The sequence below is a fragment of the Halotia branconii CENA392 genome, assembly GCF_029953635.1.
Taxonomy (GTDB): domain Bacteria; phylum Cyanobacteriota; class Cyanobacteriia; order Cyanobacteriales; family Nostocaceae; genus Halotia; species Halotia branconii.
In genome coordinates this window covers 2,041,585-2,066,676 of sequence record NZ_CP124543.1, presented here as the reverse complement: position 1 = coordinate 2,066,676, position 25,092 = coordinate 2,041,585, and the positions used below count along the sequence as shown (strand labels likewise).

Sequence of the window (25,092 nt, the reverse complement as noted above, 5' to 3'; positions counted from 1 at the left end):
GAAGAAATAAACTCATTGGTCGTTATTAATAGTTTTTATTTATATATAATTCTGATTTTATATGGTTTAACCGGAAAATTAATAATCAAAACTTATTAATTTTTGACCTTTTTTTCATAAATTGCTTAGTAGGCGTAGGTTTTTACGCGATCGCGACTAATTACGCTACTCTATGCACATTTTCTTTATATATAGATATAATGCAAGCAAGTACTTACATTTACAAGTACTTACTTGGTTATCATCGCTAATTTAGCGTTTAAGACTGCACAAACTCGTGCAAAAATGATGCTGCAAACACTTATAGGCATGGTAATTAATGTTACATTCAAAATTGTATAATGATTAACACCTTGCCAATCAATTTGAACTATTTTTTTACTTGCTTAGAGTACAAAGTTTCTACACTACGATGCGGTTTTGCGAATTTGTAGATATAAAAAATAGCTGAGAAAGCTTTATATCAAAGATTTCTCAACAAAGAATAGATTGGCAAATCTAAAAGATAAGAAAACAAAATGCCTCATTCTGAGTTCCCCGAATCCTTGGCTCCTGTTGAAACAGAACAATCTGCTGTTAATGATTCTAGTCAGGTTGAAAAATCAGATACACTACCACAGTTAAAGCGATCGCCTAAACCACCCCAAAAACGCCGTTGGCCGCTAATTTTGGGAATCACACTGTTAATTTTAGGCAGTGGTGGCATTGCTTGGCGCTGGTGGCAAAGTAGCTTGGCTGGAAATGCACCCCAAGGTGCTGGGGTTGCTGGTCAACCGATGGCAATTCCTGTCAAACTAGCCACTGTAGACACTGGAACCATCCAAGATAGTTCTGAGTTTGTTGGCACTTTAGAGGCTCCACGCTCGGTAGCACTAAAGCCACAAATTGATGGACGAGTTACCCAGATTTTATTTGCAGAAGGCGATCGCGTCCAACAAGGGCAAGCTGTAATTCGCCTACAAAGTGACGATGCACAAGCTCAGTTACTACAAGCTAAAGCCTCACTAGAACAAGCCCAAGCACGACTTGCTGAACTCAAAGCAGGTACGCGACAAGAAGAAATTGCCCAAGCTAGAGCGCAATTTACTCAAGCCCAAGCCCGTCTAAGAAATGCCCAATCTGGAGCGCAACCAGAAGAAATTGCTCAAGCCGAAGCTCAAATTGAATCAGCCAAATCCGATTTAGAACTGGCACAATCACGCGCCAAGCGATACGAACAATTAAGAAAACAGGGGGCAATTTCTCAAGACGATTTAGAGGGATATATCCGAGAACAGCGTAGTGCCGAAGCCGCGTTAGTGGTAGCCCAAAGACGTTTAGACCAACTCCGCCAAAGTAGACGCTCTGATATCAGCGAATTAACTGCTGCTTTAGAGCAACAAGAACAAAACTTAAGGCAATTAGAGAATGGCCCTCGTCCAGAAGAGATTGCTCAAGCACGTTCTCAAGTTACTCAAGCAGCAGCCCAAGTTAAAGCAGCCCAAGTCCAACTGCAATATACAAGAGTCGAGGCTCCTTTTACTGGTACTGTCGGTGATATTCCAGTGAAGGTGGGAGAGTTTGTTAGCCAAGGAGACGAACTGACTACACTCAACAAAAACAACTCTTTAGAACTGAATATATCCATTCCTCTGAATCAATCTAAACAATTGCGCTTGGGATTACCCGTACAAATTTTAGATACTCAAGGTCAACCTACAGCTACAGGTAAGGTAAGTTTTATTTCGCCAAATGCGAATACCAATTCCCAGACAGTATTAGCTAAAGCTACCTTTGGCAATTCTAGTGATGAACTACTGAATCGCCAACTTGTACAAACCAGAGTCATTTGGCAGGAACGTCCAGGTATTTTAATTCCAGTCACAGCAGTATCTCGCCTCGGTGGGCAGACTTTTGTATTTGTAGCCCAAGCACCAGAAAAACCTCAACCGAAAGCGCCGCAATTAGTAGCTCAACAAAAACCCGTAAAGTTGGGAGATATCGAAGGCAGCAATTATCAAGTTTTAGAAGGACTAAAAGCTGGTGACAAAATTGTAGTTTCTGGTATTCTCAATCTCACTAATGGCGCTCCCATCAATCCTGCATCTGAAGAAACGGGTAACAAGAAAGCCTCACCCACTCCCTAGGATAAGGAGACAAGGGAACAAGGAGACAAGGAGATAAGGGGACAAGGGATGGGAAAAGAATGCATCAAGACTCATGAAGATTTGGAAGTTTATCAACTGGCGTTATTTGCAGCGATGGAAATATTTAAAATCTCGAAAAAATTTCCTGTTGAGGAGCGATATTCTTCAACTGACCAAATTCGCCGCTCATCTCGCTCTGTATGTGCTAATTTAGCTGAAGCTTGGCGCAAGCGAAGATATGAAGCAGCCTTTGTCGCTAAACTGAATGATTGTGAAGCAGAAGCAGCAGAAACTCAAGTCTGGCTTAAGTTTGCAGTTAATTGTAACTATTTAGATTTAGAGAAAGGCCGAGAATTATATGGATTTTATAACCGAGTCCTCGGAGGATTGGTGAGCATGATTAACAACCCTGGTGTTTGGGTAATTCGGCAATAAAAGATACTCCCCTTGTCCCCCTGTCCTAGCAATTGGAGTAGTACATCCATTACATGAAAACCGCTACATAACGTCTACCCATTTCCAAAACTATGTTTGTCGATTTCTTTATTAAGCGACCAGTCTTTGCTACGGTCGCTGCGTTGATTATTTTGATATTAGGGTTAATTAGTATTCCAACGCTGGCGATCGCTCGTTTCCCAGACATTACTCCTACTCAAATCACCGTTACTGCTAACTATAGCGGAGCTAGTGCTGAGGATGTGGAAAGCGGGGTAACGAATATCTTAGAGAGACAAATCAATGGGATTGAGGGTATAAGATATATCACTTCCAGTAGTAGTAATGATGGCTCTAGTAGTATTACTGCTACTTTTGATTCATCACGGAATCCAGATATTGCAGCTGTGGATGTGCAGAATCGTATTTCTATTGCCCAACCACAACTACCAGAGTCTGTACAGCGCACGGGAGTTAGAGTATCCAAAGAGTCTAGTAATATTCTCTTAGGAATTGGTTTATTTGCTGAAAATAATGAATATGACAATACATTTTTAAGTAACTATGCTGACCTTTATTTAGCAGATGCCTTAAAAAGAGTTAAAGGTGTGAGCAATGTGCAAATTTTTGGCGAACGTCGCTATGCCATGCGGCTATGGTTAGATCCAGGTCGTCTGGCTAGTCGGGGATTAACTACTGAAGATGTCGCAAACGCTCTATCCGAACAAAACTTGCAAGTTGGGGCTGGGAGAATTGGACAAGAACCTGCCCCCCAAGGACAAAGGTATCAACTTGATGTGCGGGCTGCTAGCCGCCTAGAAACACCAACAGAATTTGCCAATATTGTGATCAAAACTGAAGATGATGGCACTTTAGTTAAGCTCAAAGATGTCGGCAGAGCCGAACTAGGCGCACAAGATTACAATACATTTCTGCGATATCGTGCCAATGATGCTGTTGGTTTGGGCATTTATCAGATTCCTGGAAGTAACGCCTTGGATGTAGCTAAGGGAGTTAAAGCCGAAATGGCGCGATTAGCTACTACTTTCCCCCCCGGACTACAATATCAGGTAGCCTTTGACACAACATCGTTTGTGGAAGAGTCGATGACAGAAGTAGTCAAGACTCTGATTGAAGCGGTGGTGCTGGTTGTCATTGTCATTTTCGTATTCTTGCAAGACTGGCGAACCACTTTAATTCCTGCTTTAACTGTGCCTTTGTCTTTGGTTGGGACGTTTATCTTCGCTAAAGTTTTTAACTTTTCCATTAATAGTTTGACTTTATTTGGTCTGACTTTAGCATCTGGGATGGTGGTTGATGATGCGATCGTTGTAGTTGAGCAAATCAGCCGCTTTATCCAAGATAAGGGTATGAATCCGCGCCGTGCTGCTAGTGAATCGATGGCAGAATTGTTTGGGGCGGTGATTGCCACTTCACTAGTACTAATGGCAGTATTTGTACCAGTAGCTTTTTTCCCAGGAACTACAGGCGCACTTTATCGGCAATTTGCCCTGACGATCGCCTTTTCGATTGCGATTTCGACTTTTTTGGCTTTGACTCTTACGCCTTCTTTGTGTGCTTTATTATTACGCCAAAGAGAAAGACCTAGCGGTTGGCTGGGGAAAATTTTTAATCAGATTAATCGGTTTTTAGAGTGGGTAAGACAAAGATATGAGCGATCGCTTACCTTTTTAGTCCGCTTCAAAAGCATCATTATTGGGCTATTTATTGTCTCATTAGGAATGACAGCTTGGCTTTATACCGCAGTACCTACAGCTTTTTTGCCAGAAGAAGATGAAGGTTATTTCATCACAATTATCCAAGGGCCGCAAGGAGTTTCGCTGCAATATACCAGCGATGTGATGAAACAGGTAGAAGAAGAAATTCTCCAACTGCCTGAAGTGTTAGGAACTTTCGCCGTTGGTGGTTTTGGCTTCAGTGGTAGTACTGCCAACAGCGGTATTATTTTTACTACTTTAAAACCTTGGGCTGAACGCTCAAAAGCAGGTCAATCAGCACAAGGAATTATTGGGGGTTTGCAAGGCAAATTGTTGTCCATCCCCGAAGCAAGAGTCTTTCCTGTAAATCCACCACCTATTCAAGGTTTAGGTAACTTTGGCGGCTTCGTTTTTCAACTACAAGACCGTAGAGGTAACAGTGGTTTAGACACTTTAGTACAGTCGATGGGTCAATTGCTGGGTCGCGCTAATCAAACACCAGGATTACAAGCTGTATTTAGTACTTTTGCCGCAGATACACCACAATTACTAGTAGAAGTAGACCGCAACAAAGCCAAAGCACTGCAAGTTTCCATAGATGATATTTATAGCACTCTCCAAACTGCTTTGGGTTCGCAATATGTGAACGATTTCAATCTTCAACAACGTAATTATCGAGTGTATGTGCAAGCGGATAAACAGTTTCGTTCTAATCCCAAAGACATTGGTCAACTATATGTTCGTTCCCAAAAAAATGAAATGATTTCTTTGAGTAACTTAGTCAAAGTTACTTCTGTAGTGGGAGCGCAAACAATTAATCATTATAATCTCTTTCGCTCAATTGAAATCAATGGTTCTGCGGCTCCTGGCTCTAGTTCTGGAGATGCTATTCAAGCAATGGAACAGGTAGCTCAAGCAGTTTTACCACCAGGGTTTGGTTACGAATGGTCAGGAACTGCATTAGAAGAAATAGATTCTGGCAGTTTAGCACCGATGATTTTTGGTTTAGGAATTGTCTTTGTCTTTTTAGTATTGGCTGCTCAATACGAGAATTACATCGATCCTTTGATTATTCTTTTGGCAGTACCTTTAGCTATTTTTGGCGCACTAATAGCTCAATCGCTGCGGGGTTTTCCTAATGATGTTTACTGTCAAATTGGTTTAGTAATGTTGATTGGTTTGGCTAGTAAAAATGCAATTTTGATTGTGGAATTTGCTAACCAATTGCGAGAACAAGGATTTTCAATTACCAAGGCAGCTATTGAGGCTTCTCAAGAGCGTTTACGACCAATTTTGATGACAGCTTTTTCTACACTTTTGGGTATTTTCCCCTTGGCGATCGCCACAGGTGCAGGTGCAGGAAGTCGTCAATCTTTGGGAACCACAGTCTTTGGTGGGATGTTGATTGCCACTTTTTTGAGTTTGTTTGTAGTGCCAGTTTTGTATATTGTGATCAAGTCAACTACAGAGCGCGTAATTAAACCAAACCGCGAACAAACACAACCATAGGTATCAAGAAACAGGCTATTTTTCCCACTTCTTAAAGAAATGGGCTTTCCGCCACCTTGGTAATACCAATTTCAAAAAAAATGCAACAGATGCGTAGATTGTGTAGATAGCATTTTGATTTTGAGAATGATGTTTAGTTCATAAAAAAATATCCCAAAAAAAGCGATCGCGTATTTTTCAAACGCGATCGCCCGATAAATTATGCCATACCAAAAAGCTTTACTCTCAAGATTTATTCATGAATTAGTAGATGGTTTATCTTGCTTCGTTTTTCTGAAGGTTTCCAAGTAAACATTAACCTCATGCACCTCTAAATCATGTTCAACTCTAGTTACTTTCCATTGCTCTTTTTTGAGATAAACTTCCTCTCCTACTCTGGGAACAAATTGTAAATCATAAAACTTTTTGATAAAGTCTTTTTGATTGACTTCCCATAAGATGACTTTGGCTGATTCTCTGCTCATTAAATATCCTGTTTTGTTACTAGATGAAAGTCACTGGTTTAGTGGCATACATCAAGTAAGTTTATCTGATAAATTTAATGCGATAATGTGGGTTTAACTACATTATTTACTAATACTCATTTACTGAGAATTTATTATATTATTTTTATACTAAATTATTTCCTGAATCATTTTTGTCATATTTGTTTTAAGAAGTGATTGTGATTCCAAGAATAAATTGCCATCGCTTGACTATAGCTGGTTTAATGCAATATGGCTCTAGAAAGTCAATTGGGAGTAGTCTGGTTGATGAGCGATCGCGATCGCTTTCAATAGAAGATAGGTATTCAGTTGCTACAGTCGAAGTAAAAACTACTAAGCTGGTAGATAGCACGTTAACACTTTACCGGAATACCGAATCGCATTCAGCAGCGGTTTCAACTTCCCCATTGGCGAACTACCTGTAACTACATTATGTTTGATGCTCTATCTGACCGTTTAGAATCTGCCTGGAAAAAACTACGGGGGCAGGACAAAATATCTCAATCCAATATTCAAGACGCTTTGCGGGAAGTGCGCCGCGCCTTGTTGGAAGCAGATGTCAACCTCCAGGTAGTTAAAGATTTTATTAGCGAAGTCGAAGCCAAGGCACAGGGAGCCGACGTGCTGGCTGGCGTGCGACCTGACCAGCAATTCATCAAAATTGTTCATGATGAGTTGGTACAGGTGATGGGGGCAGAAAATGTTCCTCTGGCGGAAACTGAGGAGCAGCCTACCATTGTATTAATGGCTGGGTTACAGGGTACTGGTAAAACCACAGCTACTGCCAAGTTAGCTTTACATTTACGTAAATTAGATCGCAGTTGTTTGTTGGTAGCAACAGACGTATATCGTCCAGCCGCGATTGATCAGCTGGTGACATTAGGTAAGCAAATTGATGTGCCAGTTTTTGACATGGGAAGCGATGCTGACCCAGTAGAAATTGCCCGCCAAGGTGTAGAGCGTGGTAGGACAGAAGGTATCAATACAGTAATTATCGATACCGCTGGTCGCTTGCAAATTGACGAAGATATGATGGGCGAGCTAGCCCGGATTAAAGAAACAGTCCAACCCCATGAAACTTTGTTGGTAGTGGACTCTATGACTGGTCAAGAGGCGGCAAATCTCACCCGCACCTTCCACGAACAAATTGGAATTACCGGAGCGATTCTCACTAAACTGGACGGTGATAGCCGTGGTGGTGCAGCGTTATCTGTACGGCAGATTTCGGGAGCGCCGATTAAATTTGTGGGTGTGGGTGAAAAAGTCGAGGCACTGCAACCATTTTATCCTGATCGCATGGCATCGCGGATTTTGGGGATGGGCGATGTCTTAACTTTGGTAGAAAAAGCCCAAGAAGAAATTGATCTCGCAGATGCCGAGAAAATGCAGGAGAAAATCCTGTCAGCAAAATTTGATTTTACCGACTTTCTCAAACAACTGCGCCTGTTGAAAAATATGGGTTCACTGGGAGGTATCATGAAGATGATTCCAGGGATGGGCAAGCTTTCAGACGACCAACTCAAGCAGGGAGAAACCCAGCTAAAACGCTGTGAAGCAATGATTAACTCCATGACCCGCCAAGAACGCCATGACCCGGATTTATTGGCAAGTTCTCCTAGTCGGCGGCGACGGATTGCTTCTGGCTCCGGCTATAAAGAATCGGATGTGAGCAAACTGGTTGCAGATTTCCAAAAAATGCGATCGCTCATGCAGCAGATGGGTCAAGGTCAAATGCCGGGAATGCCGGGAATGTTTGGCGGTGGTATGGGTAATGCCTTCGCTGGCGGGGGCGGAGGTAATCGCCCTGCCCCAGGATGGCGCGGTTACAACAGCGGCGCAAGCACTAAAAAGAAAAAAAGTAAAGATAAAAAGAAAAAAGGTTTTGGCAATCTTTAGTTAAACCTCAAAAAGAAGCAGAGGAGCAGGGGAGGCAGGGGAGGCAGGGGAGGCAGGGAGACAAGGGGACAGTTCTTTCCCCAATTCTCCAATTCTCCTTGTCCCCAATTCCTCTTCTCTATGCCCCATGCCCAATGCCCCATGCCCAATGCCCAATGCCCTATTCCCCTAATCCTTATCCTCTTATTGACAAGTAACAATTTGCTACTGACGGATCACCGATCAACCGAAGTAAACTAGAAAAAATCTAACGGTTCCTTTGGTGCAAAACTGCTATATGTCTTTAAGAATAGATCGTGGATTGTTTAAATATGATTTCATAGACCATCACGCAATTTTATGTGTTCCTGTTGATGCGGATGTGAAAGATATACGTAAACGTTATTTGCAAATTGCCCGTCGCTTACACCCTGATAGTAGTGCGATTTCCACCGCTACAGAAAAACAGCTTGCTAGCGAATTGTTATCCAAGTTGGTTAACCCAGCTTATGAAACACTTACTGGAGAACGCACTCGCACAGAATATACTATAGTTTTGTCTCAGATGGGCAAGCGCCTAGTACAAGAATCTGCTTCAGTAGAACTGAACAGCGACTTGTCTAGACAGTTGGCTGCTGCTCCAAATATTGATCTTCTCTATAAAAATGCGATCGCTAAAATTGCCGCAACTCAATATGATTCATTGCAGCAATCAATCCAAGTCATTGCTCAAATTAGCGAATTAAATTTAGTGTATTTAATGCGGAGTGCTGGCAAAGTTTCCACAGCGCCGCCAACTGCTAAACCCACAGGTAATTCAGGTACGTCAAAGTCAAACACAGCTGCGCCACCACCAGCGCCAGTTAAAGAAGATTCTCCCTCAGAACAATATATCCGTCGCGCTCAAGGCTTAATTGACAAAAATCAATTTGCTCAAGCCAAAGTAGAACTGCAAGATGCTCTCAAGCTAGAACCTAAGAATAGCCAATGTCATAGCTTAATCGCCTTGGTATATTTGAAGCAAAATCAGCTGAAAATGGCAAAAATTCACTTTGATAATGCTCTCAAATTAGATCCTAATGACCAAGCAGCGTTGACATGGAAACCTAAAATAGAAAAGGCTTTGGGGCAACAATCTAGTAGCTCTAAAGTGACTTCACCTCCCCAAACTGGAACTAAACAACCAGATAAATCAGGAGGTGGGGGTTTGTTTGGTGGTTTGTTTGGTGGGAAGAAAAAATAATGGTGTATCAACCAGCAGCGGGAGCAAGAGATTTATTACCTTTAGATGTCGCTCAAAAACGCTGGATTGAAGATAGATTACAGCAGGTATTTCATCGCTGGGGATATCACAGGATTATCACCTCAACGCTGGAGCGCATGGATACGCTAATGGCGGGGGAAGCAATTCAGCGCCAAATGGTGATTCAACTGCAAAATGGCGAAGATGAAGAATTAGGATTGCGTCCAGAGTTAACAGCCTCTATTGCTCGTGCTGTTGTCACGCGTATGGCAGGGGTTACTTATCCGCAACGGTTGTACTACAATGCCAACGTCTTCCGCCGCACTTGGGCAAACAGGCACAATCGCCAACAAGAGTTTTATCAAGCTGGAGTTGAGTTGTTAGGTGTAGGCGGATTGCTGGCAAATACAGAAGTACTATTGTTAGCCGGAAATTGCTTGACTGCATTGGGTTTACAAGATTGGCATTTAATTTTAGGTGAAGCAGGAATTACGCGATCGCTTTTGGATGCCTTTCCTGCTGATTTACGGTCTCAGGTACGAAGTGCGATCGCTAATCTTGACCGCATTACTATAGATAACTTGCCTTTGAGTGATCAACTGCGCGAACGTGCCAGAATCATGCTAGATCTGCGCGGAAATAGTACCGATGTATTACAAAAAGTCAGTTCTTTAAATTTAGATGCAGAGCAACAAGAAGCTGTTAATAACTTGAAATCACTAGTAGAATTACTAGAATCTGGGAGAAAAATCCCCATTATTCTTGACCTTAGCTTGATCCAAACCATAGACTACTACACTGGCATTGTCTTTGAAGTGGTCAGTAATCATGGGTCGCAAGCACGAGTTTTAGGGCGGGGTGGTCGCTATGACCAACTTTTAGGACTATATCATCCCCAAAAACAAAAAATTCCTGGAATTGGTTTTGTACTCAATATCGAAGACTTATATCAAGTTCTTTTACCCACTCAGCAATTACCACAGGCAACCCCAGTGAGTGACTGGCTAATTGTACCAGAGACACCAACTGCTGAAGCTGCTGCTTTTACATACGCCCAAAAGCTGCGTGAGTCTACTAATTTGGTGCGGGTGGAAATGGATTTAGGCGGCAGAGATGCACAAGCCATTCGGCAATATGCACGCGATCGCAGTATTGCTCAAATCGCTTGGATCAAAGCCGATGGTTCACCAACCATTGAAGCATTGCGTTAAGTACGGGGCATTATTAGGAAGGAGGAATTGGGGCAGGGTGCGGGGTGCAGCACTTCGGCTACGCTCAGCAACCGGAGAATGAAGAAAATACCTTGAATTTGTATCATAATCCTTCTCCCTTGCTCCCTGCTCCCTGCTCCCCTGCCTCTTCTTCACCTCTGCTCCCTGCTCCCTGCTCCCCTGCCTCTTCTTCCCCTCTGCTCCCTGCTCCCTGCTCCCCTGCCTCTTCTTCACCTCTGCTCCCCCATGCCCAATGCCCCATGCCCAAATTAGCAGATTAGGGCCTGACAGCAAACCAAAATGCAATGCATAATTAGTAGGAAGCGGCAACCTTCCTTATGGGAGAACTGTCTTATCTTGAGTAGTAAATGCAATAGTCCAGAGCATTAAACAGATACTAATTGTGATTTAAATGACCAGCATGAAATTCCAACTGTACTTAGGCTCTTTATTTTCCCAGATTAAAGTACGTCATTGGTGGATAGGTATATTCTTTTGGATAGCTTTGGTCGCTCCAGCTCAAGCATCTGTAATTCTGCGTGTGGCAATTGAGAGGGGAGTTAATCAAGTAAAAGTTGGCAGTTCTACAACTGCGGTTGTTAAGGATAGTACCGGACGGGCTCTCGGACAATTGCCAGGGATGAGTTCATTTTATGCCCAAGCAATTCCGGGCGGAGTTGCTTTAGATAAGTGGCAGTCTGGTTTATTCTGGATTGAGCCAACAGGTAAAGGATTCGTTTATATTGGCGATCGCTGGTATCGCGGTAGAACTTTAGTTGTTCCTACCGAAAAAGGTTTAACCGCCGTGAATTGGGTTGATATGGAAGAATATCTCTACAGTGTCCTTGGTGGGGAAATGAATGCCAGTTGGCCTCAAGAAGCCCTGAAAGCTCAGGCGATCGCAGCCCGTACTTATGCCCTTTATGAACGGGAAAAACAGCGCAATAATCCCCTTTATGATTTAGGTGCTAGCCCCGACCGCTGGCAAATTTACAAAGGTGTAAACAGCGAATCTCCTGGTACTTATGCCGCAGTTGATGGTACAGCAAACCAGGTATTAACTTACAAAAACAAAATTATTCTCTCAGTTTTCCATGCTTGTTCTGGTGGACACACCGAAAATGTAGAAGATGTGTGGGGAAATACCTTACCTTACCTGCGGGCTGTTCAAGACTACGATCAAAATGTCAGCGAGTGTAATTGGGTAAAGACCTTCTCGCCATCTGAAATCAGCGCCCAAATTTCCGGTGTCGGTAATGTCAAACAAATGATTCCAGAAAGCTACTCTCCTTTCCGCAGTGTTAAAGTCTTAAAAATCGTCGGCGACAAAGGTACTAAAGTACTACAGGGCGAACAAGTACGCACTGCGCTCAAACTTAAAAGTACCCGCTTTAACGTCGCCAAGGGCGGAGATGGCGGTTTTGTACTGCAAGGACTTGGCTATGGTCATGGTTTAGGTATGAGTCAATGGGGGGCTTACAATTTGGCTCGTCAAGGAGCAAACCACTTACAAATTTTAGGACATTATTACCAAGGCGTAGCCCTGACACCGATTCAAACGAAGTAGTGAAAAAGCAGGGGAAGAAGAGGCAGGGGGGCAGGGAGCAGGGAGCAGGGAGCAGGGGGAAAAGAGAAAAATTAAAGATTAGGTACACATCCTTAAATTCAAGGCATTTTCTTACCTCACCTCTGCACCCCGCACCCTGCCCCAATTCCTCTTCTTTATCTCCCTTGCACCCCGCACCCGGTCACTGAGCGTAGCCGAAGTGCTGCCCCAATTCCTCCTTATCATGCCCCATGCCCCAGTCCCATAGCTTATCCTTCATTGAGACGCTTTTGCCATTCAGCGTCAATTTGTGCCGATCGCTCAGCTTCTTGTTCTAATAAGTCTGTTTCGGTAGAATATACCAAGTCTTCTTTACCAATCACTTTTTCTGTGGCAAACTGGCTGGCATAGTCAATTTTGTGCTGTAAACCTGCATCGAGGTTGGTTAATATCCTAGCTCGTGACAGGCGATCGCGGTTGCGTGCAACAATCTTTTTATTACGCCACTGAATCCAGAAATAACGCCCCAATGGTATGGCCAGAAAACCTATGCCGTAAGCCAATAGTAGCCAATAAATTCCTTGGACAAAAGCTACTAATCCCCCTATTTGGGCTGCAACTGTGCCATCTCTTAACAAATTGCCTAATATCAATGCCCCGACAAAATTTACTATACCCAAACCAGCACTCAAAGTAATTTGTCCGGAATCGGCTGCACTAAAACGCCAGGGCGACTCTTCAAGGTAGACTGGCAAAGATTGACGACGCTTTTTAGCTGCACTCACCTGTAATTCTGGAAAGTAATAGACAATCTGCCCTTCAGGACTGACTTTTGGTTGCCCGTTGAATTTAATCAGAACGGGCAGCATATAATCTTCATACTCTTGTGTATAACTTTCACCAAGATTGTCCAAGTATGGGGCAATTTGTTCTGCTACGACTGCCCCACGATGATTTTTAATTACAGCAGCAATTTCTTGCCAACGGCGCTCTTCTAAGTCGGCGTTAGGATTTCCGTCACCAAATAAAAACGAAAAAACAGCCTCAAAAAAATTTAAATTGCTGCCTTGCTGCCTACCGCGCCGCTGTTCTCGGTAGCGCGTGTCGTAATTAGGGCTAAAATACCAAAACAAATCCGGAAAAAAGAAAAAGCCACCACCATAACTACTACCCCTATTATCGCCGTCACGATCTGAGTTAAGAGCAGTGAGAATAATGATAATAGCAATAGTAATTAGAGCAATAGAAGCAATTAAGAAAATTCCAAAGGAAATGCGAATGAGGTAAAACAAGATTCCCCAAACCTTTTTCCACCATTCCTGCAATCGCAACTGCAAGTATTTATTACGCAAAATTTCTCGAAAATTTCGCGGAAATTGGTAAACGATATCTCCAGTTTCTGCTACTTGTAAATGTCCACCAGCATCAGATGCCAAGGCCAATAACCCTTGTTCAGCTTCTGCGACATTTAATCCTGCCTGGGTTGCCACGTCACCAATAGTAACGCGGTAACCCAATTTTTCCACAGCCTGCATGATGGTGGGATTGGGAGCCATAGCTCTCCCCTCCTAATTCAAATTCATTTGCCTCTTCTTAAGTATAAAGTTTTATTTTCGCTAGACGAGTCAGTTGTTAATTGTCAGCGATGCACTGAGCATAGTCGAAGTGTTGTCAATTGTTTATTTACCACTAACTACTGACAAAACTCCATTCCTTCATGGATGGAGCTTTCATGTTAAAATTATTTGCCTTGGCTTGGTTAACCAGCAATTTTTCTGTCCTAAATATGGCTCAGTATACTCTCGCTCAAAGCCCAGAAATCATTCTTACCGTTCCTGGTAAAGATTCAGCGAAAGCCCGCGAAAAGGCGATGGATCAGTTGATGGAACTGATGGATGCAGGTAAGCTATCCACAGAATTGGAAGAGGGGTTTAGTCCTCAACAATTAATTGAAGTGAAGGAACCAACCACTGAATCTGCTAGTGCTGAGGACGCTATTACACAGGCTGTCCAAGTTCTGAACAATTTGGCTACGCTCAAGTTAAAAGTTCAAGAATCACGTACTGAAGCATTAGAAATTCGCAAAACTGTTGATGTTTTGTTCTCAGATAATTCAGTAACTGAAGAAGAAATTACTCGCCTCAAGGAAGGTTTTAAAATTCTTAAGAACTTTGCCCAAGCTAATGTACGTTACCAGGAAGCACGAGCTAAGGCAGAACAAGCTCGGCAAGTTTTGGATCAGGCTTTAAAATCACCTGAAAATTAAGTTATAAAATCAAAAAGTCAAAAGTAAGAAAAAATTCTGGCCTTTGACTTTTTATTTGATCAATTACACCATTTAAGGCCGTCTCATTCTTCTTAAAGCAGAATAATTATTTTCTACCTCTACAACTGAACCTACTCTTTCAGCACTGACGCTCTGCTTATAATATTGCTGATAGTAGTGATGAGACACGGGTGTACCCTCTTTAGACTTATTAGCTATCATTCCTAACAAGGGAGTGCCAGATACCTGAATCTCTTCTAATACTTGTTGCATCGCAGTGCGTTTTAGCTTACCTAAACCAGCCACTAACACGATACCGTTAGTGTTTGCAGCTAATAGATAGGCATCTGCAAATCCTAAAAGTGGTGGCGTGTCATAAATAACTAAATCGAAATCGCCTTGTAGTTCATTCATTAAATCTTGCATTTTCTGAGATGCCAATAACCTCACTGAGTCTGGTGGAATTGGCCCCGCAGTCATGACAAACAAATTTTCTTCTAAGGGCGATCGCTCAATCACATTGTGCCAATCTAAATCTTGGGAAATTATATCGGTTAACCCTTGAACATTCATTAGCCCTACTCGATTATGTAGACTAGGACTACGTAGGTTAGCATCAACTAGTAATACTCGTTGACCCATTGCAGAAGCTGCTTGTGCTAGCTGTATGGCAATAGTCGATTTCCCGTCTCCTTGTCCTGGAGAACTGATTACCAAAGAACGAATTGGGGTATCTGAACCCAAAAGCAGAATGTTGGTGTAAAGAGAACGGAAAACCTCGAAAAAGGAAGCCCGATTTGGCTGTTGAAACTCTCTTGATAAATTTGTTTCAGTTACTGGCTCTAGTTCTTTTCTTAAAGGAACTATTCCTAGTAATGGCAGTCTGGTAGTATCTTTAAGTTCTTGAGCAGTGTAGAAGATATCACTGAGTTTATCTACTACTAAAGCTGCTCCCACACCCAATAGTAAACCGAGAATGCTGCCCAATGCTAAGTTGAGTTTGGCGCTGTTTGATACGGGGTTAGGATTATTGACTGTGGCTAGTTTCGGATCAAGTAACAACCACGGCTGTTGCTTTTGAGCCTTCTCTATTTGCAATGCTTGCTGTTTAGTTGTAAATTGAGTCAATCCGTTGTTAGCAATTTGTAATTCTCGTTGAATGTTATCGTGATTACGGCTGATAGTTGCTAACGCCCTCATCTCATTATTGAGGTTTTTGATCTTATCACTCAGGGATTTATCACGTGCTATCAAAGATTGGATACGGCTTTGAAAATCTTTTTGAACACGCATTTCTTCTTCAGCAAGCAAGGGAAGTAAATAAGCTTTCCTTTGCCTTAAAGTCTCCATTAATGGATTATCATCTGTTAATACAGCAGCCCTTTGTCTAGTTTCAATTTCCGTTTCTTGAATTTGAGTCAGTATGTTTTGGTAGCGGACATTTTCAGTTAATAAAGAATTACCAGCTCTTTCGCCTGGCTGTTGCGCTAATTCTTTTTGCAAATCATTATATCTGGCTACCAGTTGTTCTAAGTCTACACGGTTGGTTATTTGCTGTTGCCGAAAAGCAGCTATTTGCTCAGATAATTCTTGAGATTTCTGTGCTGGATCAATTAAGCTATTTTCCCATCGCAAGTTTCGCAATTGATTTTGCCAGTATTTAACCCGCTCATCTAGCGGTTTTCTTTGTTGATTAACAAAACTAATGGCTTGGTCTACGTCTGATTGACGCTCCTCTAGACTATACTTTAAATACGCGTCAGCCAGTAATTTGGAAACATCAATAACTTGCTGTTGGTCTTCGTCAATGTATTGAATTTCTATGATCTCGCTACTTTTTGCTGTACTCTGAATACTTAAACCAGCAAGAAGTGATTTGTAGGTCAGATCTGGGTACTTAGATTGCAGCTTTTCAATAATGGGATTAAGGACACGCGGACTTTGTAAAACTGCAATTGTAGTGGCAATTGAGTTTTTAGAATCAGTACTTACGCCATCTTGAGAATTAATAGCTTGAGGGACATCAGCTATTACCTTACTTTCACCGGTTACAGGCTTGGTTAGAATGTCAAACGTCCCTTGATATACTGGGGGGTCAGTTTCTGCCTTCAAGACTGCTGCCGTTGCTACTAAGCCTGTGATACCTATAATTAACAAGATTCGGCGGCGTAAAACTGCTGCTACTTGACCCAGATTTAACCCACCCTCATCACTTTCTTTGAACTGAGCAGCTTTAGTATTTACCAATAGGTGAGGGTATTTCTCTGACTTCAACATAATGTTTGTAAACTAAACTACCAAAACTTTATTAAACAGATAAACACTCCGATACAATATTCGGTTATGTATTAGGTAGTTGGACTTGTCAGCGATCGCTTTGATTGGCGTTGTATTTATGTAAACTAGTGAATTGACTGATTATTATATAGTCCAAACGACCAAAGTGTGATAATTTTTTTTGATTGCGGGCTAGTATGCCCATAATTCATGACTACAATCTTCTTTGAAGATACAAGCTAATAAGGAGTGATGCAATACAACTACAGTAACATTGCTGAGGACTAATTTGTTCTTGCAACTAGCTGGGTATTAAAACTGTGTAGCACTTATACTCAACCAATAATTAAAAGGCTGGCTAAGTCTGAGTATACTGTGTTTTTTGTCTACTTAATTTTTTAAGGAAATAAAAAAGAAGGGCAGTACTTTACCCTTCTTATATACTGGGGCGCTAGGATTCGAACCTAGGAATGGCGGGACCAAAACCCGCTGCCTTACCACTTGGCTACGCCCCAATGTTAATGTCTTAACTAATATAGCAGTTTATCCTAGGGTAATGTCAACCCTTTGGGGGGAATTAAAAATTAAAAATTTGGTCTTGGAAAGTTGGGTGGAACGGAAACCGACACCGCCCACTTTTCACAAAATTAAAAATTAAGAACCCCGCAGGTAATCCAGGAACTTAAATTAATACTATTTCACTTGTGTATTGCTCTTCTTTACTGAGTATCGCAATGGCTATTTCACTTGTCTGTATACTTAATTAATAACAACATAATAACTGCATGGGTTTATTTGTGCTTCATAAAAAATTGACATATTTATGTTTTTTTCATGAATTTATATTGAAAAAGCCATACACGTATATAAAATAATTTTTTAGATACAATAAGTAATATTCCTGATAGATCCAAACACTGCACATAAAAAAGCTAAAAGAGCAAATACCTTTGAGTCAAATCTGTTGATGTTGTCTAAATTAAATACTAAAGAGAGATTTTCACCAGATGACTTAAGACTGCTATATCTAGGTAAAGTGTGCCAAGTCTGGAAAAGATAGTCACAGGAAATTGAGAAAAGATGAAATTTACAGAACCAGATACTCGCATCTTAGACTCTTCGGTTGTAGTAGCAGATAGGGAACAAATCTTTTCAGATATCGGTGGTGAAGCAGTGATTCTTCATCTCAAGACTGGAATCTATCATGGACTTAACGAGATAGGCGCACGGATCTGGACTTTGATTCAAGAACCAAAGTCTGTAAAAGATATTCAAAGTATCCTCTTAGAAGAGTATGAAGTTGAAGCTGAACGTTGCGATCGCGACCTCATAGCTTTACTAAAAGACCTGCTAGCTGCTGGACTAATTGAGGTTAAAAATGAGACGAGTGCGTAATTTCCTGCGTTTGAGTGCAGGCGATCGCTATTTTTTAATCAAGACCTTAGTTTTACTGGTAGCTATTAGACTAGGGCTGTCTTTGTTACGGTTTAACACTCTGCTGAGACTTTTAACAAAAATTAGCCAACCGAGTCAGCGTTCGCTCTCTACTAGCAAAGTCACTGTCGGTAAAATTGTCTGGGCTGTTAATACTGCAACTCGTTATGTACCCGGTGTCAAATGTCTGGCGCGTGCGTTGACAACTCAAGTTTTGATGAATCAGCACGGGCAATCTCCCCAACTGCGGATTGGTGTTGCCAAAGGAGAAACCGGAAAGCTAGAAGCCCATGCCTGGATCGAATATCAAGGCTGGGTTGTTATGGGTAATCTCCAAGACCTTGCCCGCTATATGCCACTACCATCCCTTAAGGAAGTGAAACTATGAGTGGCATCATGGGCATTCGTCATCTCAACAGTCATCCTGTCAATCATCAATACCTAGAAAAGATGGTTGAGATACTTGCCCATCGCGGCCCTGATCATGCAGATATCTGGGTTGAGGAATCTGTAGGTTTGGGTCATCGGATGCTGTGGACAACCCCTGAATCTTTAATAGAAAAACTACCCTTAGTGAATCTAACAGGGAATCTTGTGATTACTGCGGATGCTCGTATTGATAATCGTGAGCAATTAATGACATTATTAACACTACCTGAGCGTTCGATAGAAAAAATTACAGATAGCGAATTTATCTTAGCTGCTTATGAAAAATGGGGCGAATCTTGCCCAGAGTATCTCTTAGGTGACTTTGCCTTTGCTATTTGGGATCAACATCAACAATCTCTATTCTGTGCCAGAGATCATTTGGGAATTAAGCCTTTTTATTATTATTACCAACCCAATCAAATTTTTTTATTCGCTTCAGAAATTAAAGCCCTCTTTTGTGTACCAAATGTACCACGGCGATTAAACGAAGTCAGAATTGCTGACTATTTGACATTAACGATGTCAGACAAAGCCATCACTACTTACCGAGATATTTGGCGACTGCCTCCGGCTCACAGTCTGGTTGTCAATCAATCAGGCGTACATATATGGTCATATTGGTCACTTAATGCTCAAAAAGAACTACAGTTAGAGTCAAATGCAGCTTATGCAGCAGAATTTCGCAAGATATTTACAGAGGCTGTTAATTGTCGCTTACGTAGCGCCTTTGCGATCGCAACTCATTTAAGCGGCGGATTAGATTCTTCTGCTGTTACTTGTGTAGCCAGGAATTTACTAGCCAAAGATGGAAAAACTTCACTACACACAATCTCAACTATTTTTGACAAAATTACCGAATGTGACGAGCGTCCCTTTATTAATGCAGTTCTTGACCAAGGCGGATTCATTCCCCACTATGTTCATGGTGAGCAATTTAGTCCTTTAGCTGACCTAGATAAAATATTTCAGTACGAAGATGAAGCTTTACTAGGCCCTAGTCATTTTTATCCTTGGAACTTAAACCGGATTTCTCAAGAAATGGGACTGCGGATTTGCCTTGATGGGTTTGATGGCGATACCACTGTTGGCCACGGCACAACTAGATTAACTGAACTGATACATCAAGGAAAGTGGAAAACCTTTGCTCAAGAAGTCAAAGCTTTATCACCCCACCATCATGTCTCGCCCGCCGCTGTATTGCAAAGTTATGGTTTGCCATATCTGCGGGATTTAGCAAAACAATGGCGGTGGATAGCGTTTGCTCAAGGAGTACAGCAGATTCATCAGCATTTCGGCGTTTCCCGTAAATTATTGCTAATCCATCACGGAATCAAGCCTCTTTTAAAATCTGTATTGCAACTTTGGCGGCGCAGACAAGACAAATCTCCCAATCTCATTAATCCTGACTTTGCAGAGCGCATTCGTTTAAATGAGCGTATGCAGATATTAGCAGATTCCAGCGAACCACCTTTGACAGTAAAACAGGATCAGTGGCTGAGTCTCACCCAAGGGTTATTAACCTATACCTTAGAGCAGATGGATCAATATGCTGCGATGTTTTCTTTAGAAGCTCGTCATCCCTTTATGGATAAGCGATTAATAGAATTTTGTTTAGCATTACCATCTGAACAAAAACTCTACCAGGGCTGGGGTCGAATGGTGATGCGTCGGGCTTTAGAAGGTATTTTACCTCAAGAGGTGCAATGGCGGGGGGGGAAAACTGATTTAACAGCAAATTTTATAGATGGATTGTTGAAACGCGATCGCCATATCTTAGATCAAATGATGTCAAATCGATTAGGAAACATCGAAAAGTTCATAGATATAGATTTTCTACGTTCGGCTTATAAGCGGTTGATATCAGCCGGTAATCAAGTTAGCGATGCAGATAGCATGGCTATTTGGCAAGCAGTTACCTTAGCTTTGTGGCTCGACTACAAGCAAGTGATGCTATAAATCCAGCTTGGCAGGTTGTAGCTGTGGCTTCTGCCCAAATACACCGTAAGTCCAAATCTTAGGGGCATTACCCCGAAATACACATACAAAATCAAATTGAGGAGTTTTAATCATGAAAAAACCATACAGCACACCCTCTTTAACAACTCATGGCAATGTTGAAGAAATTACCCAGCTGTTTGGCAAAGCCGATAAAAACGATTTCTTGTTCTTTAGTGGTAGTTCTAGTCCTGCAACCAACCCTGCGACTGGACAGCCAGCTACTGGTGACGGTTCTATCGACTTCTACAAATAAGTCGTATCCATTCTGAAAAATTACAGAATTTTTGGAGTGAAACGATTTAGCTAGATTGCCGCAGGGACATTACCAAACTTCTGGTATGTCCTTGTGGCATTTCCTCAAATATGGATTTTGATCACGCAGAGGCGCAGAGTCGCAGAGAGGATATGAAAGTTTATCAAGCCTACAATTTGTGCATTGCTTCTGAGTTGCTCTTGCCGGAATTGATTGAGAGTCAGGGTAATCCAGATGTTATTGTACGGTTTGGTAAGATTAGCAGTGCTGTAACTGAGACAAAATTTGATCAGGGTAGTAATTTTTTAGGAGATATTGCAGAAGTTGGTAAGTTTTTCATATCTCAGGGACGTGAAGTGATTATTGATACGTTGCCTGGGATAGAAGCAGCTTTACTCCGCAACTTAGTTTTAGGGCCAATATTATGTGTACTGCTGCGACAGCGAGGGCTACTGGTTCTTCATGCTAGCTGTGTTGATATCAATAACAAAGCAGTGGCATTTATGGGTGGTTCGGGTTGGGGAAAGTCAACTCTAGCGGCAGCATTCCATACTCAGGGTTATAATACTTTAACTGATGATGTTATGCCTGTGGAAATTAAGGCAAGTCGCTCGATAGTTTTCCCTGCCTATCCTCAGTTTAAACTTTGTCCGGAAGCCGCAGCCTCTTTGGGACACGATACCGAAAGTTTATCTTTGGTTTCGCAAAATTCATTCAAACTAGCTTATAAATTTCCTCATCGCAGTTTCCAGCAAAATCCTCTGCCACTACACCGAATTTATGTATTGTCTAAGGGAACCGAACACGAAATTGCTAGTTTACAACCCCAGGAAGCCTTTGTTGAATTGGTGCGTCATACTCGTGCTGTGATGGCAGTGACAGAGCAAGAATTTGTTACTTCACATCTACGTCTTTGTACGGAGCTTGTGAGAAACGTGAGTTTTCGCCGCTTCACTCGCAAGCCTTCTCTAGTTGACTTACCCGAACTGGTGAAATTAGTTGAGAATGATTTGGCAAATGACAGCACATTCTTTAATACTTCTAGTAATCTATCAAGTTTAAATAAGTAAGTTTGTAGTAAGGACTTTAGTCCTTATATTAATTACAACTATCCTGTATCTAAAACGACTTTCGGAATCTTCTTTGCCTGAATTTATAAGGTTTTAAAGTCTTGAACAGCAAACTCCGTAGCGCTAATACCGTACTCTCTCATTTATTGAAAACTCTCAGCTTAGTCTGGAGTGCTTCTGGTTACTGGACTTTAGCGTGGATAATTTTGGTGCTGGTTCAAGGATTACTACCTGCTGCGTTGATTTCTCTTACACCACGAGTAGTTAATGCTTTAGTACAAGTTAGTGGAACTGGCATTTCTGGGGCAAGTATTCAGAAGGTTCTTGTACCAGTGGGGTTGATGGCAGGCATTATGCTAGTAGGGGAATTGTTAAATAGTGCTGCGGAATGGATTCGCACAGCTCAATCAGAATTAGTACAAGATCACATCAGCGGTTTAATTCATCAACAGTCAGTGGCAGTAGATTATGGCTTTTATGAATACTCTGAGTATAATGATAAACTTAACCGTGCCCGCGAAGGAGCTAGTGGGCGATCGCTTGCTTTACTAGAAAGCACTGGTAGCTTAATGCAAAACAGCGTCACTTTGTTAGCGATGGCTGCGGTTTTGCTGCCCTATGGATTGTGGTTGCCTACAATTCTGGTGATTAGTGCTTTTCCAGCCTTCTTTATTTTACTGTATCTCAACAAAGCCCATTATCGATGGTCACAACGTACCACAACCGATCGCCGTTGGCTGATGTATTATGATTATCTGCTGACAAACAGTACTATGGCGGCAGAAGTCAGATTATTTGACTTTGCTGATTACTTCCAATCGTCTTATCAAAATCTGCGCCGACGACTGAGAAAAGAACAATTAAAATTCCTCAAAGACCAAACTATTGGTCGCTTTTTTGCAGCAATTATTGCCTTAATTATTACTGGAATTGCCCTTGGTTGGATGGGGCGACAAGTATTATTAGGAATTTTAACTTTAGGGGATTTAGCCTTATTTTTTCAAGCGTTTAATCAAGGACAAAATATTGTTAAGTCCTTGTTAGGTAGTTTAGGACAAATTTATCGTAACAGCTTATTTATTGGCAATTTATTTGAGTTCTTACAAATCAAACCTGAAATTATCAATCCTCCAAACCCGATTCCTGCACCGTCAGCACTAAAACAAGATATTAAATTTCGGCAAGTTACTTTTCGCTATCCTGGCACTCAAGAGGCAGTATTAGACAACTTTAACTTGACGTTACCAGCGGGTAAAATTGTGGCGATCGTTGGTGATAACGGTGCAGGCAAAAGCACATTAATTAAGCTTCTATGCCGCTTTTATGATCCTAATTCTGGCAGCATTGAATTAGATGGCATAGATTTACGTGACTTTTCAGTTAAAGAACTGCGGCGATTAATTACTGTTTTGTTTCAATCGCCAATTCCTTACTACACTACAGCCAAAGAAAATATTGCCTTAGGTGATGTTGCAGCAGCATCAAATCAATTAGAAATTGAAGCCGCAGCTCAAGCATCTGGTATCCATGAAAAAATTTCACGTTTACCTTTAGGCTATAACACAATGTTAGGTAAGTTATTTCCAGAAGGGACTGATTTAAGTGGTGGACAATGGCAACGTCTAGCGCTAGCACGGGCATTTTTTAGACGCGCTCAAATTATTATTTTAGATGAACCAACCAGCGCTATGGACCCTTGGGCTGAACACGATTGGTTAGAGAGATTTCGCAGTTTAGCTAGTGGTAGAACTGCGATCGTAATCACCCATCGTTTTACACTGGCGATGCAGGCAGATATAATTCATGTGATGCGTGCTGGTCAGATTGTAGAATCTGGTAGTCATGATCAATTGCTAAATCTAGATGGTCTTTATGCCCAGTCTTGGCGAGATCAAATGGAGGCTGGCTCATCAACTACGGTTAAAAATAGTCTAATTTAGTTTTTAGTAAGGACTAAAGTCCTAACTACGAACGAATATTTTTACCCAAATACTTCTACTTCTTCGGCAATATTGAGTTGATCAAGAGTTCGCCAAATTTCCTGTAACATCGGTTCTGTACCAGTCTGAGTCACCGCAGAAATTAAGAAAACTGGAGCGTAAGAGAGATGATTAAGCTCAAGAGCTAACGCCTCTAAATCTACCGTTTCTCTATCAACTGCATCAATTTTATTCAGTGCCAAAATTTGCGATCGCTCTGCTAAACCTCTACCATAAGCTTGCAATTCTTGCTGAATTGTTTGGTAATCTCTAACTATATCATCACTAGTAGCATCAATTAAGTGTAGCAATACCCTGGTACGTTCAATATGGCGTAAGAAATCGTGTCCTAAACCCACTCCTTGAGAAGCACCCTCAATTAATCCGGGAATATCAGCAAAAACCGTACCATCACCAGTGGGTTTCTTGACTACACCCAAATTCGGGATCAGAGTAGTAAAAGGATAGTCGGCAACTTTGGGACGTGCAGCAGACAAAGATGAAATCAAAGTAGACTTTCCAGCATTTGGTAAGCCAATAATTCCTACTTCTGCCAAAAGCTTCAACTCTAAACGTAACAGCTTTCTTTCGCCCTCTAATCCTGGGAGGGCATATTCTGGAGCGCGGTTACGGTTGCTTAAAAAATGCTGATTACCCAATCCGCCTTTACCACCTGCGGCAATACGTAATTTTTCTCCAGTTTTAATTAAATCACCGAGTAGTTCGCCTGTTTCGGCATCATAAATAGCTGTACCGCAAGGAACTTCAATGATTAAATCTTTACCATTTGCTCCAGTGCAGTTATTGGGGCCACCACGGCCACCATTGTCGGCCTTAAAAAGATGTTTATATCTGAAGTCTAACAGTGTTTGCAAATTTTCTTCAGCTACAAAAATCACCGAACCGCCTCTTCCTCCATTACCACCAGAAGGGCCACCAGCTGGCACATACTTCTCCCGCCGGAAGGCGACAATGCCATCGCCACCCTTGCCGGCTTCAACTTCAATTTCTGCTTGATCAATAAATTGCATAGTTTAGTCAAAGTAATTCGTAGTTGCAATCAGCGAAAAACAAGACAGTGGGGGCTTGTACCCATTTAATTACGAATTAGTAATTATTTAGTCAAGGGTTTACATAATAGCCCTTTTAAAGAGGGTAAAAATTTTGTTAAATGCTGATTAACTTCACTTCTATTTACCAGTTTAGAAGCGATCGGGTTTAATTGACCATTGACTATT

Annotated in this window: 20 protein-coding genes and 1 tRNA gene; 14 read left to right on the top strand and 7 right to left on the bottom strand. The window is 41.7% G+C overall.

The window, feature by feature from the left end:
- The first annotated feature begins 518 nt into the window (after positions 1–518).
- The 3 genes from QI031_RS09160 to QI031_RS09150 all read left to right on the top strand — a co-directional run bounded on the left by QI031_RS09160 (position 519) and on the right by QI031_RS09150 (position 5,788).
- On the top strand, positions 519–2,126 hold the full coding sequence (locus QI031_RS09160; protein ID WP_281484870.1) for an efflux RND transporter periplasmic adaptor subunit: 1,608 nt from the start codon (positions 519–521) through the stop codon (positions 2,124–2,126).
- A 48-nt stretch (positions 2,127–2,174) separates the two neighbouring features.
- Positions 2,175–2,561: a four helix bundle protein gene (locus tag QI031_RS09155; RefSeq protein WP_281484869.1), complete on the top strand. Its 387-nt coding sequence runs from the start codon at positions 2,175–2,177 to the stop codon at positions 2,559–2,561.
- Positions 2,562–2,653: 92 nt separating this feature from the next.
- Complete coding sequence (locus QI031_RS09150; protein ID WP_281484868.1) at positions 2,654–5,788, top strand: efflux RND transporter permease subunit; 3,135 nt, start codon at positions 2,654–2,656, stop codon at positions 5,786–5,788.
- A gap of 236 nt (positions 5,789–6,024) precedes the next feature.
- Here QI031_RS09150 and QI031_RS09145 read toward each other — a convergent pair whose 3' ends face one another.
- Both QI031_RS09145 and QI031_RS09140 read right to left on the bottom strand, forming a co-directional pair.
- Positions 6,025–6,252 carry a hypothetical protein gene (locus QI031_RS09145; protein ID WP_281484867.1) on the bottom strand — a complete coding sequence of 76 codons (228 nt, stop codon included), beginning with the start codon at positions 6,250–6,252 and terminating at the stop codon, positions 6,025–6,027.
- Positions 6,253–6,439: 187 nt separating this feature from the next.
- Positions 6,440–6,625, bottom strand: a complete 186-nt coding sequence (locus QI031_RS09140; RefSeq protein ID WP_281484866.1) for a hypothetical protein — start codon at positions 6,623–6,625, stop codon at positions 6,440–6,442.
- Positions 6,626–6,705: 80 nt separating this feature from the next.
- Here QI031_RS09140 and ffh point away from each other — a divergent pair, with 80 nt between their 5' ends.
- From ffh to QI031_RS09125, 3 genes are all read left to right on the top strand, one after another.
- Entirely contained in the window at positions 6,706–8,169 is a 1,464-nt protein-coding gene (gene ffh, locus QI031_RS09135) for a signal recognition particle protein (protein ID WP_281484865.1), read from the top strand.
- Between the two features lie 277 nt (positions 8,170–8,446).
- On the top strand, positions 8,447–9,391 hold the full coding sequence (locus QI031_RS09130; RefSeq protein ID WP_281484864.1) for a J domain-containing protein: 945 nt from the start codon (positions 8,447–8,449) through the stop codon (positions 9,389–9,391).
- Positions 9,391–10,602, top strand: coding sequence for an ATP phosphoribosyltransferase regulatory subunit (locus QI031_RS09125; protein WP_281484863.1), 1,212 nt, complete (start codon positions 9,391–9,393; stop codon positions 10,600–10,602). The genes QI031_RS09130 and QI031_RS09125 overlap by 1 nt, the downstream gene beginning before the upstream one ends.
- Positions 10,603–10,705: 103 nt before the next feature.
- Here QI031_RS09125 and QI031_RS09120 read toward each other — a convergent pair whose 3' ends face one another.
- Positions 10,706–10,864, bottom strand: a complete 159-nt coding sequence (locus tag QI031_RS09120) for a hypothetical protein (RefSeq protein WP_281484862.1) — start codon at positions 10,862–10,864, stop codon at positions 10,706–10,708.
- Positions 10,865–11,023: 159 nt separating this feature from the next.
- On the opposite strand from QI031_RS09120, the gene QI031_RS09115 reads away from it, so the two are divergent.
- The gene (locus QI031_RS09115) at positions 11,024–12,169 is read left to right on the top strand and encodes a SpoIID/LytB domain-containing protein (RefSeq protein WP_281484861.1); all 1,146 of its coding nucleotides are present in this window, start codon (positions 11,024–11,026) and stop codon (positions 12,167–12,169) included.
- A gap of 248 nt (positions 12,170–12,417) precedes the next feature.
- Here QI031_RS09115 and QI031_RS09110 read toward each other — a convergent pair whose 3' ends face one another.
- Positions 12,418–13,704, bottom strand: a complete 1,287-nt coding sequence (locus tag QI031_RS09110) for a hypothetical protein (RefSeq protein ID WP_281484860.1) — start codon at positions 13,702–13,704, stop codon at positions 12,418–12,420.
- A 230-nt stretch (positions 13,705–13,934) separates the two neighbouring features.
- On the opposite strand from QI031_RS09110, the gene QI031_RS09105 reads away from it, so the two are divergent.
- Entirely contained in the window at positions 13,935–14,414 is a 480-nt protein-coding gene (locus QI031_RS09105; RefSeq protein WP_281485968.1) for a hypothetical protein, read from the top strand.
- A gap of 72 nt (positions 14,415–14,486) precedes the next feature.
- Here the strand turns inward: QI031_RS09105 and QI031_RS09100 are convergent, their stop codons facing one another.
- Together QI031_RS09100 and QI031_RS09095 are read right to left on the bottom strand one after the other, a co-directional pair.
- Positions 14,487–16,691 carry a GumC family protein gene (locus QI031_RS09100; RefSeq protein ID WP_281484859.1) on the bottom strand — a complete coding sequence of 735 codons (2,205 nt, stop codon included), beginning with the start codon at positions 16,689–16,691 and terminating at the stop codon, positions 14,487–14,489.
- 443 nt (positions 16,692–17,134) lie between these two features.
- Positions 17,135–17,206: transfer RNA gene (locus QI031_RS09095), tRNA-Gln, on the bottom strand.
- Positions 17,207–17,771: 565 nt separating this feature from the next.
- Between QI031_RS09095 and QI031_RS09090 the strand changes: the two genes are divergently transcribed.
- From QI031_RS09090 to QI031_RS09065, 6 genes are all read left to right on the top strand, one after another.
- Positions 17,772–18,086 (top strand): PqqD family peptide modification chaperone, encoded by a 315-nt coding sequence (locus tag QI031_RS09090; protein WP_281484858.1) that lies wholly within the window; start codon positions 17,772–17,774, stop codon positions 18,084–18,086.
- Positions 18,070–18,513 (top strand): lasso peptide biosynthesis B2 protein, encoded by a 444-nt coding sequence (locus tag QI031_RS09085; RefSeq protein WP_281484857.1) that lies wholly within the window; start codon positions 18,070–18,072, stop codon positions 18,511–18,513. Before QI031_RS09090 ends, QI031_RS09085 begins: the two co-directional genes overlap by 17 nt.
- The gene (locus tag QI031_RS09080; protein WP_281484856.1) at positions 18,510–20,510 is read left to right on the top strand and encodes a lasso peptide isopeptide bond-forming cyclase; all 2,001 of its coding nucleotides are present in this window, start codon (positions 18,510–18,512) and stop codon (positions 20,508–20,510) included. The genes QI031_RS09085 and QI031_RS09080 overlap by 4 nt, the downstream gene beginning before the upstream one ends.
- Before the next feature lie 112 nt (positions 20,511–20,622).
- Positions 20,623–20,805, top strand: a complete 183-nt coding sequence (locus QI031_RS09075; protein WP_281484855.1) for a lasso peptide — start codon at positions 20,623–20,625, stop codon at positions 20,803–20,805.
- A gap of 152 nt (positions 20,806–20,957) precedes the next feature.
- Positions 20,958–21,875, top strand: a complete 918-nt coding sequence (locus QI031_RS09070; RefSeq protein WP_281484854.1) for a hypothetical protein — start codon at positions 20,958–20,960, stop codon at positions 21,873–21,875.
- A 101-nt stretch (positions 21,876–21,976) separates the two neighbouring features.
- Positions 21,977–23,815 carry an ABC transporter ATP-binding protein gene (locus QI031_RS09065; protein ID WP_281484853.1) on the top strand — a complete coding sequence of 613 codons (1,839 nt, stop codon included), beginning with the start codon at positions 21,977–21,979 and terminating at the stop codon, positions 23,813–23,815.
- 41 nt (positions 23,816–23,856) lie between these two features.
- On the opposite strand, the gene obgE is transcribed toward QI031_RS09065, so the two are convergent.
- Positions 23,857–24,885, bottom strand: a complete 1,029-nt coding sequence (gene obgE, locus QI031_RS09060) for a GTPase ObgE (RefSeq protein ID WP_281484852.1) — start codon at positions 24,883–24,885, stop codon at positions 23,857–23,859.
- Positions 24,886–25,092: the final 207 nt, after the last annotated feature.